A 16,153-nucleotide genomic window follows, 5' to 3' on the forward strand; every position below is an offset into this window, starting at 1 on the left:
CGACTCCTCGGCGGTCGTGGCGGGTCAGCCGGTACGGTCAATTCTGGTCGGCCCGGTGCGGAAGCCGAACACGCCTCCCCGCACCGTCGGTGACGACGGAACTGCACGAGGAACAGCGGGTGTCAAGGTACCTTCCGGCCGCCGCGCGGCCCGTTCGACGACCCAGGAGGCCGGACTGCGCATCGGCATGGACGTGACGCCTTTGCTGGGCACGCCCACCGGCATCGGCCGGTACGTACGGTCGCTCCTCGCCGAGCTGGCCGACCCCGGGACCGACGTCCGCGGCGTCGCCTTCACGCTGCGCCGCCGGGGCGGACTGGCCGGAGAGCTCCCGGCGGGCGCGCGGCTGGTCGGCCCCCCGTTGCCGGCCCGTGCCCTCCAAGCGCTGTGGGCCCGCGCGGAGTTCCCGCCCGTCACGGCGGTGAGCGGGCCGGTCGACGTCTTCCACGGCACGAACTTCGTGCTGCCGCCGACCGGCCGGGCTGCGGGCGTCGTCACGGTGCACGACCTGTCGTTCCTGAGGACGCCGCAGACCGTCACACGCGCCTCACTGGCCTACCGGACGCTGGTCCCCCGCAGCATCGGGCGCGCGGGGGCGGTCGTCGTGCCCAGCGCCGCGGTCGCGGCCGAGGTGGCCGAGGAGTACCCCGGCGCCGCCGATCGCGTCGTCGTCACGCCGCTCGGGGTGGACCCCGTCTGGTTCACGGCCGGACCGCCCGACGAGGCCCGCCGCCGGCGCCTGGGGCTACCCGGCGACTACCTCGTCTTCAGCGGCTCGCTCGAACCGCGGAAGAACCTCCCGTTGCTCCTGGCCGCCCAGCGCCGCCTCTGCGGGCAGGACCCGGACTGGCCGCCGCTGGTGCTGATGGGCCCACCGGGCTGGGGCCCCGCCCTGGACGTGGCGGGGTTGCCGCCGGGTGCGGTGCGGCTGACCGGCTACCTGGCCGACGACGACCTGCGCAGCGTCGTGGCCGGAGCCCGCGCCCTGGTCTACCCGTCCCTCTACGAGGGGTTCGGACTGCCGCCGCTGGAGGCCTTCGCCTGTGGCGTCCCGGTCGTGGCGTCCGACCTGCCGGTCACGCGGGAGGTCGTCGGCGACGACCCCGAGCTGTCCCGTCTCGTGCCCCCCGGCGACACCGACGCCCTCGCCGACGCCCTGCTCCGGCAGGTCGGGACGGACGAGCCCACCGGCGTGGCCGACCGCCGGCGGGCCCGGGCCGCCGGATTCACCTGGTCGGCCACGGCCGAACGGACGCGCCAGGCCTACGGGCAGGCGATCACGGCACGGTGACCGCGACGCACCCGAGACCCGGGTTGACCGATCCGGCGCCCTGGTTGATCGCGTAGCTGCACACCGTGTGCCGGCCCGCCGGCAGCACGAAGTAGCCGGTGTAGCCGTGGGCCGGACCGACGCCCGGGAACGCGGCGCCGACGTCGGGCCGCGACTCCGAGGCAGCGACGATGCCGGCGAACTGCCCGTCCACGTAGAAGTGCGTGCTGATCGGTGCGGTGGGCGCGTCCGGTTCGACGACCCAGCCGGTCGCCACCGTGATGCCGTTGGCGACGGTGACCGAGTCGAGGTTGCCGAACGGCAGCGTCTGGCCGCTCGCCACGGTCACGTCGGCACACGACAGCAGCGGATTGCCCTTCCCGCCCAGGACGTTGATGGCGAACGCGCACACCGAGTGCCGGCCGGCGGACAGGGACAGCGTGGTGTCGAACCCGTGAGCAGCGCCGGACGCCGGGAAGGCAGCCCCGACGTCCGGCCGGGACACCAACGCCGTAACGGCGGTCAGGAAGCGCCCGTCGACGTAGAGGTGGACGTCGATCGGGTTCGTGGTGTCACCGTCCAGCGCCCAGCCGACGACGCGCGCCTCGAACGCGGTGGCCGTGACGGCCTCGATCCGCCCGGTGGGCAGCACCCCGACGTCGACGGTCCGGCAGCCCAGCTGGGGGTTGACCGAGCCCTGCAGCACGTTGATCGCGTAGACGCAGACCTCGTGCGTGCCGGGGGCGGCCGCGACGGGGAAGGAGAACCCGTGCGGCGCGCCCGCGTCCGGGTAGAGGGCGGCGACGTCCGGCCGGGACCCGTCGGCGCGGCCCGTGGCGGTGTTCACGCCGTCGACGTAGACGTGCACGTCGATCGGGGCGTTGGTCTCCGGGTCGAGTGCCCACCCCGTGACGGTGAGGTCGGCGGCCCGGCCGGCGGCGGCCTCGAAGTTGCCGACCGGGACCACCTTCAGGACCAGCGTCCGGCAGCCGAGCTGCGGGTTGATGCCCGGCGTCGGCAGGTTGATGGCGAACAGGCAGATCTGGTTGATCCCCGGCTGCAGCGGTACGCGGACGCTGAAGCCGTGCGCATTGCCCGCACCCGGGAAGGCCGAGCCGACGTCCGGCCGGGATCCGTTCGCGGCGAAGGCGCCGGAACCCACGCCGTTGACGTACGCGTGGACGTCGAGGGACCCGGAGGTGTCCGGGTCGACCGCCCAGCCGGTGAGCAGCCCCTCGCCCGCGGAGATCCCCGCCGTCTCGATGTTGCCGACGGGCAGCCCGCTCGTGTCGGCGGTCAGGCACCCGAGAGGCGTGTTCATGCCCCCGGGTCCGGTGTTGATGGCGAACATGCAGATCTGGTGCCGGCCCTGGCTGACGGGGACGAGCAGGTCGAAGCCGTGCCGGTCACCACGACCCGGCAGGACGGCGGCCACGTCGGGCCGGGGCACGTCGGCCATGTAGGAGTTCTGGAAACCGCCGTCCAGGTAGGCGTGCACGATGATCGGGTCGTTGGTGTCCGGGTCCAGCGCCCAGCCCTCGACGCGCACCTGGTTCCCGGTCACGGGGGTGACGGCATCGAACCCTCCGAACGGGTTGCCCTCGTCCCGCGGCTTCCACCAGGTCGACTTGAGGCCGAAGCGGGGCGACTTCACAGTGACGGTTGCGGACGAACCGACGATCTGCAGCGACGTGATGTAGCCGCCCCACTCACCCAGCCCCGCCCGACTCATCACCCGCAGGCCCTGCAGGGTGCCGATCGCGTAGTTGGCCTCGAGGTAGGACGCCGTGAGCGTCGTCGTCCAGGAGTTGTCGGGATTGCCCGCGAGGCCGTCGTAGGGGTCCAGCGCGGCCCGCAGGTACGGCTGGCCGCCGTCCAGGCTCGCGCCGCCGTTGGATGCGCTGAACTGGGTGAACGCCGGCGCGCCGTTGTAGTACAGGGCGATGCCGGCCGTGGCCGCGATGGCGCTGTTGGTCCTCGAGTCCTCCACGGACCGGCCCTTGTAGACCTGGCACGCGGTCGTGTCGCAGATGTCGTAGGACTGGGTCGACGGGGTCTGCACGTCCCACCAGGCATAACTGCGCGCAGCGACGGCCTGCGCCTGGAGTGCGGCCGGTGCCCACGACGGCGGAGACTCACTGGGCACCACGCCCATGAGGTACTCCTGCATGTTGACCGTGTTGACCGCGGTGCTCTGGTTCGTCCCGGTCCGCACCACGGCGACCGACCCCCGGTACCTGACCGGGCTGCCGCTCGACGTGTAGACGACGACGCCGTCCTCCGACCAGAACGCGAGCGGGCCGGCGAAGTCCGGTCGGCCGGCGATCGGGAAGTCGACCCAGGCGGACCCGTCGTAGCGCAGCACCCGCTCCCGGCCGTTCTGGGTGAGCACCCGGAACTTCCCCGGCTCGGCGTAGACGGTGTCGCCCGTCGCGGTGTCCTGGATGGCCATGACCGTCGTCCCGGCCGCCGAGTCGATGCGCTGGTCGCCGGTGACGGTGGCGGTCAGCTGCACGCGGACGCTCGGGGCGCCGATCGGGGTCTGCGTCGTCCCGGGATAGTAGAAGGCGAGGATCTGGTTGACGTCGAGGCCCGCGATAGCGGCACCCTGCGCCCCCCGCTGGGACATGCCCTTGCCGTGGCCGAAGCCGTGGCCGTCGATCGTGTAGGTCCGGTTCGACGGCACGGGAAACCAGTCGGCAGCCTGCGCGGGCGTCGCAGGGGCGACCACCCCGAGCAGACCGCCGGTGAGCAGGGCGACGACCGTGACGACGATCGCCCGGTTACGTCTGCGCATGTCAGGCCGTCACGGAGCGGCAGGCGAGCACGGGGTTGGACTGCCCCATGCCGGCGTTGATGCCGAAGGCGCAGACGGTGTGCGCTCCGGCTCCGACGAGGAGCGACGCGGAGAAGCCGTGACCCGGGCCGGCGCCCGGGAAGGCCGCCGCGACGTCCGGTCGGTTGCCGGCCGCCTGCACCTGCCCGGCGTACCGGCCGTCCACGTAGAGGTGCACCGGGCTGGAGCTCGGGCCGGCGTCGGGGTCCCAGGCCCACCCCGTCAGGTCGACGCGTCCGCCACCGCGGGGCGTGACGGCCTCCAGGTTGCCGATCGGCTCCCACGCGCGCTGGGTGATCTCGGCCGTCGCGCAGCCGAGGCCGGGGTTGACGGAGCCGGCGCCGGCGTTGATGGCGTAGGCGCAGACGGTGTGCACGCCGGGGCCGTACTCGATAGAGCTGCCGAACCCGTGCCGGTCACCGGCGCCGGCGAAGGCCGCGGCGATGTCGGCCCGGGACGTGTCGGCCGTCAGCGGCCGCGCGTACCGGCCGTCGACGTAGACGTGCACCGGCAGTGCGCTGCTGAGCGCGTCCGGGTCGAGCGCCCAGCCCTCGACCTCGAGCGCGCGGCCATTGGCACGCGCCGCGTCGAGGTGGCCGACCGGCTGGAACGGCGTGTTGGTCACCACCAGCGAGACGCAGTTGAGCAGCGGGTTCTCGGTGCCGTCGGCCCGGTTGATCGCGTACACGCAGACCCGGTACGTCCCGGGGGCGTTGACCGTCGTCTGCCAGGACCACCCGTGCGCCGGTCCGGCGCCCGGGAAGGCGGCGCCGACGTCGGCACGTGGGGCGTTGGCGACGATCGACTGCCCGAACTGGCCGTTGACGTAGACGTGCATGTCCAGCGAGGAGGCGAGCGAGTCGGGGTCGACCGACCAGCCGGACGCGCGCAAGGTGCGTCCCTCCACGACGGCCGCCTCGACGTTGCCGACGGGGTTGTAGGTCTTCCTGATGTCGGTCGCGGTGAAGCCCTGGCACTTCATCCAGGTGTTCGCGCCCGCGGAGCCGGCGTTGACGAACACCACGCAGACGGTGTGGCGACCCGGCGACAGCGCCAGCTGCCCGCGGAACCCGTGCGCGTTGCCGATCCCCGGGTACGCGGCCCCGACGTCCGGACGGTTGCCGTTCGCGCGCAGGCTCAGCGCCCATCCGCCGTCGACGGACACGCCGACGTCGATCGACGCGGTGGGCACGTCGGGGTCGTAGGCCCAGCCCACGACGTCCAGCTTGTCGCCGGCCACCGACAGCGCCTCGACATTGCCCACGGGGCTGCCGGACACCGGTGTCATCCGGGCCGCGACCATGTCCCGGATCTGGGCCATGCGGCTGTAGGCGTAGTCGCCCGGGCAGGTCGTGTTGCCGACGTCCCGGTGCGCGAACACGGTCGGGAGAGTGACGACCTGCCCCGCGTCGTACTTCGCCGTCCCGCCGCCCCCGGACGTCAGCTGCGTCGTCGCGTACGGGCTCACGCCGTAGAGCGAGAGTTTCCAGGCCGTGACGGCGGCCACGGAGTCGAGGACCACCTGGGGGGTGTCGACCTCGGCGTAGTTGCCGAGCATCGAGACGCCGAACGTGCCGGTGTTGAAGCCACCCGCGTGGGCGCCGATCACCGTGGAGCTCAGGCCGCCGTAGCGGCCCTCGAAGATGCGCCCGAACTTGTCGACGATCACGTTGTAGCCGATGTCGCCCCAGCCGCGCGTCTGCGTGTGGTAGGCGAAGATGGACCGCATCATCCCGGGCACCTCGGCCGCCGTGTACGTGTTGCGGTCAGCGGTGTGGTGCAGGGTGGCGGCCTTGATCGTCGGCGCGTACTCGGGGTCCCAGGTGCGGATCGACTCGTCGGCACCCCACTGCGCGCGGCTGATGATCTCGGGCATCGTGGCGGCGGCGCCGGCCTGATCGGGGGCGCCGGACTCCACGGGCAGCTTGTCCGCCGCGCTCGTCCCGGGATCGACCAGGGCGACCTTGACGTCCTGCGGGACCGCCCCGCCCTCGCCCTGGACGATGACCTCGACGCCGTAGGCGTCGTCGGTCCAGTAGGGCGCGGTCCCGCCGCGGACCTCCTCGTCCCCCGACCCGGTCGACGGGCTCTGCTCCACGTCGTCGGCCGCGAGCGTCGTCCACTCGCCCCAGTCGCCGGACCGGTTCTTGACCCGCAGTTGGACGACCACGTCGTGCACGTCGCTCTGCCGCCACGTGACGCCGACGGTGGAGAACTTCTCGGTGTCCGGCTGCGACACCGTCAGTGCCGGGACGCCGGGCAGCTCCGCCCCGGACGAGACGACGTCCTCGGCCGGCGTCTCTTCGGCGGGTGCCGCCGGCTCGTCGACCCCGTCGGGCTGGGGCGTGCCGTCGGTGAGCACCACGGCCTCGTCGCTGGGCTCCACCACCGACCCGAGGGCGACCTCGTCGATGGACGCCTCCACGGGATGCGCATCCGGCACCGGCGCGGCGTAGACCGGCAGCACGAGGAGCAGCCCGGTCATTGCCAGAAAGGCCATGAGGCCCACGAGAGTGCGGCGCACGGGACATCCTCCGAGAAAAGCAGTGGTCTCCGCCCGCACGGAGCGCTGCCGGCCGGTCGCCCCGGTTCGCCGATGAGCGGGGCACACGGCCTGGCGGGTGTGCGGACGCGAAGGTCAAAGTTACGTCACGGATCGGTCACACGGTGTGCCGACACGCACGCCTTGCCTCACCCGTCCAGGACGACGGACAGGCGGGCGGGCGGGCCGCCCGATACCAGGCGCCTGCCAGCGGAAGGCCGCCTCAGGGACAGCGGAAGCGGTCACCCAGGTGACCGAGCCGGTCCACCTCGCGGCAGCGACCGTCGTCGTCCACCGCGAGCACGCGCACGACCCGCGCGCGCTCGACGCACAGGGGCCCGTCGCCGACCGTGCTGAGGGCGACGCCCCGGACGTCCGGGTCGACCAGCGGGACGACGCGGGTTCGCTCACCCCCGGGGAGATCGCGGCGGAAGTAGCCCTCCTGGTCACCGCGCCCCGGATCGGTCACGACCTGGACCTCGACGTCCTGAGGGGCTCGGTATTGGACGACCAGGAAGGCCGGTTCCCGCGTCCGCGCGACGTCGGCCCGGGCCAGGACCTCTCCGGCCGGCGCCCGCGACCCGCCGCACCCACCGCGGTCGAGGGTCACCCGGCCCGGCACCGTGACGAGGCGGGCGGGTCGCACCGCGCCCGTGTCGTCGATGATCACCGGTTCGGGGCCGAGGTCCTGCGGCGTGAAGCCGCGGACGACGAGCGGCAGGAGCTTGTCGTGCCGGACGTAGCCGACCGCCCATGACGTGCCCAACGCCGGGTGTGCAGACAGCGGGATCAGCGTGACGTCGTCGCTCGACCACTCGTCGGCGTCGGCGCGTACGGCGTCCAGGTACGCGCGCGCCTCCGTCGTCTGCGCCCACTGGCGGCCCAGGTAGGCATTCCCGGCGACCGCGAGGTGCACGGCCAGCCCCACGACCAGGACGGCGCCGAGCCAGCGCGGCCACGGTCCGGCGGGCCGTCGGCGGATCGACGGGACGCGCAGGTGGACCAGCGCGATCACCAGCGGGACGGTGACGTAGACGACGTAGTGCAGCCGCTCGGCGTTCCCCGCGATCGAGGCCGGGGTGTCGATGAGCAGCGGGCTGAGCTTGAGGAATCCGTAGTAGAGGAGGAAGGCAGCCGTCGCGAACAGCAGCGGTCCGGCGTTCCCCCGGCGCAGGACGGCGAGCAACAGCCCGACGGCCAGGACCCCCCCGAGGATCACGAGCTGGACGGTCCACGGCGAGGGACTGCTGCGCGGCAGGTTCGCGACGGAGGGCAGGACGTAGTCGGTGAGCGCCAGCAGCATGGTCCGCCCGGTGGCCTCCCAGGAGGGCGTCGTGCCGCCCGGCTGCACCACGAAGGCCTGGAGCCATACGGCGATCGCCGCGGCCGCGAGCACGAGGGAAGCGATCGGCCAGCGGATCGCCCACAACCGGCGCAGCCGTTCCGCCCACGGAACGGTCCGCCACAGGAGCAGCACGTCGGCGAGCAGTGCGAGCGGGAGCGCGAAGATCGGGCGTTCCTGGAACAGCTGACCCCCGACGAAGAGGACGAACGCCACGACGTGCCACCGCCGGGAGCCGGTCCGCACGCCCCGGACGTGCGCCGCACAGACCGCCGTCGTCACCGCGAGCGCGGACAGGATGTGCATGCTCGTGTCGAACCAGATGCCGCTCTCCGACACGCTGACCGACAGCCCGATGAGAACGAGCCCGAGTACTCGCCGCCGGGTGGAAAGACCGAGCTCGGTCATGAACCAGAGGCAGCAGAAAAGCGTCGCGACGAGATTCAGCGTCATGAACGCCAGGCCGGCGACCGGCGACATCCCGGTCAGGCTCACCAGCAGGTGAGCCAACCGGTTGTACGGGGCAACGTGCTGGAAGACGTTGAGCGACAGCATCTCCCAGGACAGACCGGCCCGTTGCGCGACCTCGAACTGCAGCAGGTCGTCGTTGCCGTAGTAGAAGCGCCGCCAGAGCAGTGCCAGCTGGGCGGCGGCGAGGAGCAGGACCAGTCCGGTCCACGGCAATCCGACCCGCAGGCGTGCGGGGGCCGTGCGCGGCTGCGCGGTCACCGGGCGCCGGTCGTCGGAAGACCGCACGGGGCGCGCCGGATTCGCAGTGCGGGTCAGGGCCGTCCTCCTACTGGACAGGGGGCTGACGGGGACGGCACCCGGACATCCTGCCCGGACCCGGGCCTCCTGGCAGCCCGAAGCCGCAGCGCTGCGCGCCGACCCACGGCACGTGTGTGACCGTTGCGTCCGGTGTGAACGACGGTGTGGCGGGCGCACATCGGCCACCCTGCAGAGGGGTGTCGGACGCCTCCGGCTCCCAGCCTCCGTGCTTACCATCGGTGGCGTTCGTGCGTCCGACCACGGCGAGGCACCTGTGCTGCTGTCTCCTGACCGGTCATCGTGAACCGAACAGTCACATCCCCCGACAGTGAGGAAGCCGGTGAGCCGACCACGCGACCCGCACGTGGGGACGTTGGGTGCTCGCGCGCTCCCCCCTCGGCTCGACCCCCGCGCAGGCCGTCCGCCCCGCCCGCAGACGCGGCGCAGCGCTCCGGCCGCCGACGCCCCGGCCCGCCGTCCGGCTCCGCGTGATGCGGCCCGGGCCGGCGCACGCCGCCCCGACCACGACGCGGCCCTCGCCCATTCCCCGGTCCACGGCTTCGGCCGCGTCCTCGGCCTGACCACCGTCGGCGCACTGCTGCCGGGCGTCGGCTTCCTGGCCGCCGGTTACCGCAAGATCGGCTGGACCCTCCTCGCCGGCCTGGTCGCCCTGATCGGCATCGGCGCGTGGCTGGCCACCGGCGGGCAGCACGTCGCGATCCGCCTGGCGGTGAGCCCGACCGGCCTGCTGCTGATCATCGCCGCGGCCGTGGGCCTGGCGGTCGTCTGGGCGCTGGTCGTGATCGCCCAGTACCGCGTCCTCGCACCCGATGGCACGTCCACCGGTCAGCACCTGGTCGGCAGCCTGCTCGTCGTCCTCCTCGCCCTCGGGGTCGCGGCACCCGCCTTCGAGGCCGCCCACCTGGCCGCCGTCCAGCGGAACCTGATCAACGGGCTGTTCGGCGACGAGGTCGTATCGGCCACCGTGCCCACCGATGCCGCGGCCGACCCGTGGGGCAGCAAGGACCGCGTCAACGTGCTCCTGCTCGGGGGCGACGGCGGCGACGACCGGACCGGCGTCCGCACCGACACGGTCATCGTGGCCAGCATCGACACCGAGACCGGCGCGACGACGACGTTCAGCCTCCCGCGCAACCTCGAGGAGCTGCCCTTCCCGGAGGACAGCCCCCTGCACGACGTCTACCCCGACGGCTTCGACGCCGGGTCGGAGAGCGAGAGCCTGCTCAACGCCGTCTACCGCAACGGCCCCGCCGCGCATCCCGACATCCTCGGCCCGACCGACAACCCGGGGGCGGACTTCCTCAAGCTGGGTGTCGGCGCGGCGCTGGGGCTGACCATCGACTACTACGTCCTGATCAACCTGGACGGGTTCAGCCAGCTCATCGACGCCCTCGGCGGCATCACGGTGAACGTCAACTACTACGTCCCCATCGGTGGCGAGCCGTCCCTCGGGTACCTGCCCGACGACTACTTCGCGCCCGGCCCGAACCAGCACATGGACGGCTGGCACGCGCTCGCCTTCGCCCGTGGCCGCTTCGGTCTGACCGACTACCAGCGCATGGACCGCCAGCGCTGCATGATCAACGCCATCGTCTCCGCGGCGGACCCGATGACGCTGCTCAGCCGGTACCAGCAGATCGCAGCGACGACGCAGGACATCGTCTCCACCGACATCCCCCAGGGCGTGGTGGGCGACTTCGCCGACCTGGCGCTCGATGTCAAGAACGCCGGCATCCGGAGCGTGGTCTTCGACGACTCGGTGATCAAGCCGGCCTACCCGGACTTCGACAAGATCCGGACCATGGTCCAGGACGCCCTGGCGGCCCCCGCGGACCAGTCCAGCGCGCCGACGAGCACCGCCCCGACGGGGACGGACGCCTCGGCTGCCGGCGGGGCGGCCGTCGACACCTCCGTGACCGCACCCACGTCGCCGGCGGTCAGCGCCACCGACGCCTGCGCGTACGACCCGGTCGCCGCACAGGAAGCTCTCGACGAAGGCGAGCCGCCGACCAAGAACGGGCGCTGATCGGCCGGAGGGACCTCGCAGGTCCCCCCGCCGTTCGGCCACCTGGGATCCTGGGTCCATGCCTCCGATCGGCCCGGCCGCCCTGCTCGCCGCCGCACGTGACCGCGACCCGGGCCGGCCGCTGGTGACCCACTACGACGACTCGACCGGCGAGCGCGTGGAGCTCTCCGCGACGACGCTGGACAACTGGGTCGCCAAGACCGCCAACCTGCTCCAGGACGAGTTCGACGTCGGCCCCGGCAGCACGGTCGCCGTCGCCCTCCCCGTGCACTGGCAGACCGCTGCGGTGCTGCTGGGGATCTGGAGCTGCGGGGCCGCGGTCCTCGACACCGCGGCCGAGGACGACGGGGGGCTCACCGGCGCCGACGTCGTCCTCGCCTCCCAGGACCGGCTCGCAGCGCTCGAGGAGGAGGACGGGGACGCCGAACGGCTCGGCCTCTCCCTCCACCCGCTGGGCGCCGGGATGGTCGGCTACGCCGGGCCGGCCCGCGACTTCGCCCTCGAGGTGCGGACGTCCGGCGACCGCTTCGTGCCGTATGCGCCGCCGGAAGCGGGCGCACCCGGACTGATCGCGGGGGGACTCGAGCTCAGCCTCGGCGGCCTGGTCGAGACGGCCCTGGAGCTCGCCGGGCGGCTCGGGATCGGTCCCGACGACCGGGTCCTGGTGGACGCCCAGGTCGCCGCCGAGGCCGGGCCGGTCGCGTGGCTGCTCGCCCCGCTCGCCGCCGGGGCCTCGATCGTGCTGTGCCGCTACCCGATCGCCGAACGCCTCCCGGAACGCGCCGCCGCCGAGCGCGTCACGGCGACCCTGGGCCGGAACGTCGACGGGGTACGGGAGCTGGGCAGGACGGCCGAGGAGGAGTGACCTTCTCCGTCCTCGGCCGGGACGCCGCGACCGGTGACCTGGGCATCGCGGTGTCCTCGTGCATCCTCGCCGTCGGCCGGGCCGTGCCGACGGCGCGACCGGGCGTCGGCATCGTCGCGGTGCAGGCCCGCAGCCGCCGCGGACTCGGCGCCAGCCTGCTCGCGGGCCTGGCCGACGGGGCCTCCCCCGCGCTGCTGGTGCGCCGCGCCGCGCACGCCGCGGAGGACGTCGAGCGGCAGATCGCCGTCCTGGACGCCTCGGGGTCGGTGGCCGCCGACACCGGGCCCGGCTCGTTCCCCGTGAGCGGCCATCTCGTCGGCGAGGGGTTCAGCGTCCAGGGCAACATGCTCGCCGGCGAGGACGTCCTGCCGGCCATGGCGCAGGCGTTCACCACGGCGGACGGGGACCTGGCCGACCGGCTGCTCGCGGCGCTGACCGCAGGCCAGGACGCCGGGGGCGACCTGCGCGGCCGGCAGTCCGCGGCCCTGCTGGTGATGAGCGGGGAGCCGGCGACCGAGGAGGACGACGGCGTGCGCATGGACCTGCGCGTCGACGACTCCGGCGACCCGGTGGCCCAGCTCCGGATGCTGCGCAACCTGCAACGCGCCTACGACGAGGGCGACTACGAGACGCTCGCGGTCTTCGCCCCCGAGGGTGCCCGCGACCTCTACGCGGCGATGGCCGCGACCCGCCGCGGTGACCGAGAGGCGGCGCGCGCCGCGCTGGAGGCCATGCGGGCGCGCCCCGGATGGGCCGCCTGGCTGGCCTCCATGGCCGGGGACTCCCGCATGAGCGGGGTCTCCCGGCTGCTCGGGTGAGCAGACGCACCGAGGACTCGTGACGGCCCTACCAGCAGGCGGGCCCACCGGTCTGCATCGGTATCGGGGTCACCGTCGCCGACGTCCGCATCGGGACGTGAGCTACTTCAGCAGGCTCCGGGCGATCACCATGCGCTGCACCTGGTTGGTGCCCTCGTAGATCTGGGTGATCTTGGCGTCGCGCATCATCCGCTCGACCGGGAAGTCCTGGGTGTAGCCGGCGCCGCCGAACAGCTGCACCGCGTCGGTGGTCACCTGCATCGCGACGTCGGAGGCGAACGCCTTGGCCGAGGCAGACACCCGGGTGACGTCGGGGCGGCCCTGCTCGCCCGCGGCCGCGGCGACGTAGACCAGGTGCCGGGCGGCCTCGATCTTCATCTCCATGTCGGCGAGCATGAACTGCACGCCCTGGAAGGAGCCGATCGACGTCCCGAACTGCTTGCGCTCCTTGACGTAGGCGACGGCGGCGTCGAGCGCGCCCTGCGCGATGCCGACCGCCTGGGCGCCGATGGTCGGGCGGGTGAAGTCCAGCGTCCGCAGCGCGGTCTTGAAGCCGGTGCCGGGCGCACCGATGATCCGGTCCGCCGGAATCGTGCAGCCGGTGAAGTACAGCTCGCAGGTGGGCGAGCCCTTGATGCCCATCTTGCGTTCCTTGGGGCCGACGGCGAAGCCCGGGTCGTCGCGGTGGACGGCGAACGCGGAGATGCCGTTGGCGCCCTTCTCCGGGTCCGTGACGGCCATGACCGTGTACCACTCGGAGACGCCGGAGTTGGTGATCCACGCCTTGGTGCCGTCGAGCACCCAGGACTCCCCGTCGAGGCGGGCGCGCGTCTTCATCGCGGCGGCGTCGGAGCCGGCCTCCCGCTCGGAGAGCCCGTAGCTGATCATCGCCTGACCGGAGGCGATGGACGGCAGCACGAGCTGCTTCACGTGCTCCGACGCCGACAGGATGATCGGCATCGAGCCGAGCTTGTTCACCGCCGGGATCAGGGAGGCGCTGGCGTCGACGCGGGCGACCTCCTCGATGACGATGCAGGTCGCGATCGCGTCCGCGCCCTCGCCGCCGTAGGCCTCTGGGATGTGGGTGGCGTGGAAGCCGGCCGCCGTGAGCGCCTTCTGGGCCTCGATGGGATAGCGGGAGTCGGCGTCCACCTCGGCGGCGAACGGTGCGATCTCCCGCTCGGCGATGTCGCGGACCGCGGCCCGGATCGCCTCGTGCTCGTCGGTCAGGGCGTAGAGCCCACCAGCGTTGCCCACAGCGTTGTTACCCACGGGTAAATCGTAAGCCCCGACGGGTCAGTCGTCGGCAGCCAGACGCTCCTGCAGGGTGAGGTCGCGGGCGACCACCTGCTCGGCCAGATCGGCCTGGAAACGGGCCACCGCCGCCCGCAGGACGTCGTCGGACGCAGCCAGGATGCGGACGGCGAGCAACCCCGCGTTGCGCCCGCCGCCGATGCCGACCGTCGCCACCGGCACACCCGCGGGCATCTGCACGATGGACAGCAGGCTGTCCAGGCCGTCCAGCCGGTCGAGCGCGCGGGGGACGCCGATGACGGGCAGCGGCGTGGCGGCGGCGACCATCCCCGGGAGGTGGGCCGCTCCCCCGGCACCGGCGATGATCACCCGCAGTCCGCGCCCGGCCGCGCCCTCGGCGTAGTCGAGCATCCGCCGGGGCGTGCGGTGGGCCGACAGCACGTGCGCCTCGTAGGCGACGTCGAACTCCTCGAGCGCCAGCGCGGCCGGCTCCATGACCGGCCAGTCGGAGTCGCTGCCCATGACGATGCCGACGATCGGGTCGCTCGTGCCCATCTGTTCAGTGCTCCTTCTCGAAGGCGAACGCCGGCTCGACCACGCCGTCGGCCAGGTACCGCGCGGCCGCTGTCGCCCGTGCCCGCACCTCGGTGACGTCGTTCCCCAGCGCCGTGACGTGGCCGAGCTTGCGGCCGGGGCGCTGTCCCTTGCCGTACCAGTGCAGCTTCACGTCCGGCCAGTGCGCCATGCAGTGGTGGATCCGCTCGTCGAGGCTCGGCCCGGCCCAGTCGTCCGCCGAGGCCGCGCCACCGAGCACGTTGGCCATCACGACGACGGGTGCGGTCATCGCGGTGTCGCCGAGCGGGTAGTCGAGGACGGCGCGCAGGTGCTGCTCGAACTGGCTCGTGCGCGCCCCCTCGATCGTCCAGTGGCCGGAGTTGTGCGGCCGCATCGCGAGCTCGTTGACCAGGACGCCGTCGGCGGTCTCGAACAGCTCGACGGCGAGCATCCCGACGACGCCGAGCCGGTCGGCGATGCGGACGGCGAGTTCCTGCGCGGCGGTGGCGCGCTCCTCGGCGAGGCCCGGCGCCGGGGCCAGCACCTCCGCGCAGACGCCGTCCCGCTGGACGGTCTCGACCACCGGCCACACGGCCACCTGGCCGAACGGCGACCGGGCCACCTGCGCGGAGAGCTCGCGGACCATGGCGACGCGCTCCTCCAGGAGCAGGGTGCCGTGGGCCTCGAGGAGGTCGGCCGCCTGGTCGGGGCCGTGGACGACGAAGACGCCCTTGCCGTCGTAGCCGCCGCGCGGCGTCTTGAGCACGACCGGCCATCCGACGCCGTCGGCGAACGCCGCGACGTCGTGGACGGTGCGCGCTTCGGCCCAGGCCGGTTGCGGCTCACCGCCCTCGGCGAGCGCGCGGCGGAGCACCAGCTTGTCCTGGGCGTGCACGAGCGCGCCCGGACCGGGCGCGATCCGGTGCCCGGCGCGCTCGAGGGCGTGCAGGTGCTCGGTCGGCACGTGCTCGTGGTCGAAGGTGACCACGGTGGCGCCGTCGGCGAGGCGCTGCAGGGCAGCCAGGTCGGTGTGGTCGCCGATCTGCACGTCCGCGGCCACCAGCGCCGCCGACTCGGCCGGATCGGTGGCCAGCACCCGCAGCGACTGCCCGAGGGCGATCGCCGCCTGGTGCGTCATCCGGGAGAGCTGTCCCCCGCCGACCATCGCCACGACGGGCGTGCCGGTACGCGGATCGAGGGGGGCAGCCATGGCGGCGCGAGACTATCCGGTGCGCCCGGGCGGACCGGCGATCCCCAGTACAGTCGGTAGGCGTGCAGTGGGCCGAGACCGTCCGTGAGCGCATGGGCACGACCTGGCGCCTGCTGCTCAAGGAACTGAGCGCGTTCGGGGTCGTCGGCGCTGTCTGCTTCGCCATCGACGTGGCGCTGTTCCAGCTCTTCTACGCCCACGTCGGGCTCGGCGCGGTGACCTCCAAGCTCCTCGCGGCCCTCGTCTCCATGACGGTCGCCTACTTCGCGCACCGCCACTGGTCCTTCTCCCATCGGGCGCGCACCGGCATCCGCCGGGAGTACGTGCTGTTCGCCCTCGTGAACGGGGGCACGCTGCTGCTGAACCTCTGCATCGTCGCCGTCGTCCGCTACCCGCTGGGCCAGTCGAGCCCGCTGGTGCTGCAGCTGGCCAACGTCAGCGGGATCGCCGTCGGCACGGTCATCCGCTACCTCTCCTACCGCCGCTGGGTGTTCCCGGCCGCGGGGGTCGCCTCGAGCCCGGTGGCGACGCCTTCCGGGGGCTGACCGACGGCGGGAAACGCCCCATCCGTCCCACCCGGCACCGCGATCCCAGCCGTTCCGAGGGTCGGGCCCGGAACGGGACGTCGAGGTACTGTGCCTGTCAG

Annotated in this window: 11 protein-coding genes; 5 read left to right on the forward strand and 6 right to left on the reverse strand. The window is 73.1% G+C overall.

The annotated features are described in order from the left end of the window. Positions 1-187: 187 nt before the first annotated feature. Positions 188-1,291, forward strand: coding sequence for a glycosyltransferase family 1 protein (locus tag E4P38_RS12430; protein ID WP_209309078.1), 1,104 nt, complete (start codon positions 188-190; stop codon positions 1,289-1,291). On the opposite strand, the gene E4P38_RS12435 is transcribed toward E4P38_RS12430, so the two are convergent. The 3 genes from E4P38_RS12435 to E4P38_RS12445 form a co-directional block, all read right to left on the reverse strand. Beyond that, positions 1,278-4,067 (reverse strand): SpoIID/LytB domain-containing protein, encoded by a 2,790-nt coding sequence (locus E4P38_RS12435; RefSeq protein WP_135132129.1) that lies wholly within the window; start codon positions 4,065-4,067, stop codon positions 1,278-1,280. The genes E4P38_RS12430 and E4P38_RS12435 overlap by 14 nt on opposite strands. A 1-nt stretch (position 4,068) precedes the next feature. Beyond that, positions 4,069-6,630, reverse strand: coding sequence for an N-acetylmuramoyl-L-alanine amidase (locus E4P38_RS12440; RefSeq protein ID WP_135132130.1), 2,562 nt, complete (start codon positions 6,628-6,630; stop codon positions 4,069-4,071). A gap of 241 nt (positions 6,631-6,871) precedes the next feature. Then, positions 6,872-8,719, reverse strand: a complete 1,848-nt coding sequence (locus E4P38_RS12445) for a hypothetical protein (RefSeq protein WP_135132131.1) — start codon at positions 8,717-8,719, stop codon at positions 6,872-6,874. A gap of 379 nt (positions 8,720-9,098) precedes the next feature. On the opposite strand from E4P38_RS12445, the gene E4P38_RS12450 reads away from it, so the two are divergent. Genes E4P38_RS12450 through E4P38_RS12460 form a run of 3 tightly spaced genes read left to right on the forward strand, consistent with a single transcriptional unit; the run spans position 9,099 to position 12,488 of the window. Then, positions 9,099-10,805 (forward strand): LCP family protein, encoded by a 1,707-nt coding sequence (locus tag E4P38_RS12450; RefSeq protein ID WP_245160986.1) that lies wholly within the window; start codon positions 9,099-9,101, stop codon positions 10,803-10,805. Positions 10,806-10,863: 58 nt separating this feature from the next. Next, entirely contained in the window at positions 10,864-11,670 is an 807-nt protein-coding gene (locus E4P38_RS12455) for a TIGR03089 family protein (RefSeq protein WP_135132132.1), read from the forward strand. Further along, the gene (locus tag E4P38_RS12460; RefSeq protein WP_135132133.1) at positions 11,667-12,488 is read left to right on the forward strand and encodes a DUF1028 domain-containing protein; all 822 of its coding nucleotides are present in this window, start codon (positions 11,667-11,669) and stop codon (positions 12,486-12,488) included. Before E4P38_RS12455 ends, E4P38_RS12460 begins: the two co-directional genes overlap by 4 nt. Before the next feature lie 102 nt (positions 12,489-12,590). On the opposite strand, the gene E4P38_RS12465 is transcribed toward E4P38_RS12460, so the two are convergent. The 3 genes from E4P38_RS12465 to E4P38_RS12475 are packed head-to-tail and all read right to left on the reverse strand — an operon-like array spanning position 12,591 to position 15,507. After that, entirely contained in the window at positions 12,591-13,745 is a 1,155-nt protein-coding gene (locus E4P38_RS12465) for an acyl-CoA dehydrogenase family protein (protein ID WP_135132211.1), read from the reverse strand. Positions 13,746-13,784: 39 nt separating this feature from the next. Beyond that, positions 13,785-14,297, reverse strand: coding sequence for a 5-(carboxyamino)imidazole ribonucleotide mutase (purE, locus tag E4P38_RS12470; RefSeq protein ID WP_135132134.1), 513 nt, complete (start codon positions 14,295-14,297; stop codon positions 13,785-13,787). A gap of 4 nt (positions 14,298-14,301) precedes the next feature. Continuing rightward, entirely contained in the window at positions 14,302-15,507 is a 1,206-nt protein-coding gene (locus E4P38_RS12475) for a 5-(carboxyamino)imidazole ribonucleotide synthase (RefSeq protein ID WP_135132135.1), read from the reverse strand. Positions 15,508-15,569: 62 nt separating this feature from the next. On the opposite strand from E4P38_RS12475, the gene E4P38_RS12480 reads away from it, so the two are divergent. Further along, on the forward strand, positions 15,570-16,052 hold the full coding sequence (locus tag E4P38_RS12480; protein ID WP_245160987.1) for a GtrA family protein: 483 nt from the start codon (positions 15,570-15,572) through the stop codon (positions 16,050-16,052). The last annotated feature ends 101 nt before the right edge of the window (positions 16,053-16,153 follow it).

Source organism: Blastococcus sp. CT_GayMR16 (assembly GCF_004570875.1).
GTDB lineage: Bacteria > Actinomycetota > Actinomycetes > Mycobacteriales > Geodermatophilaceae > Blastococcus_B.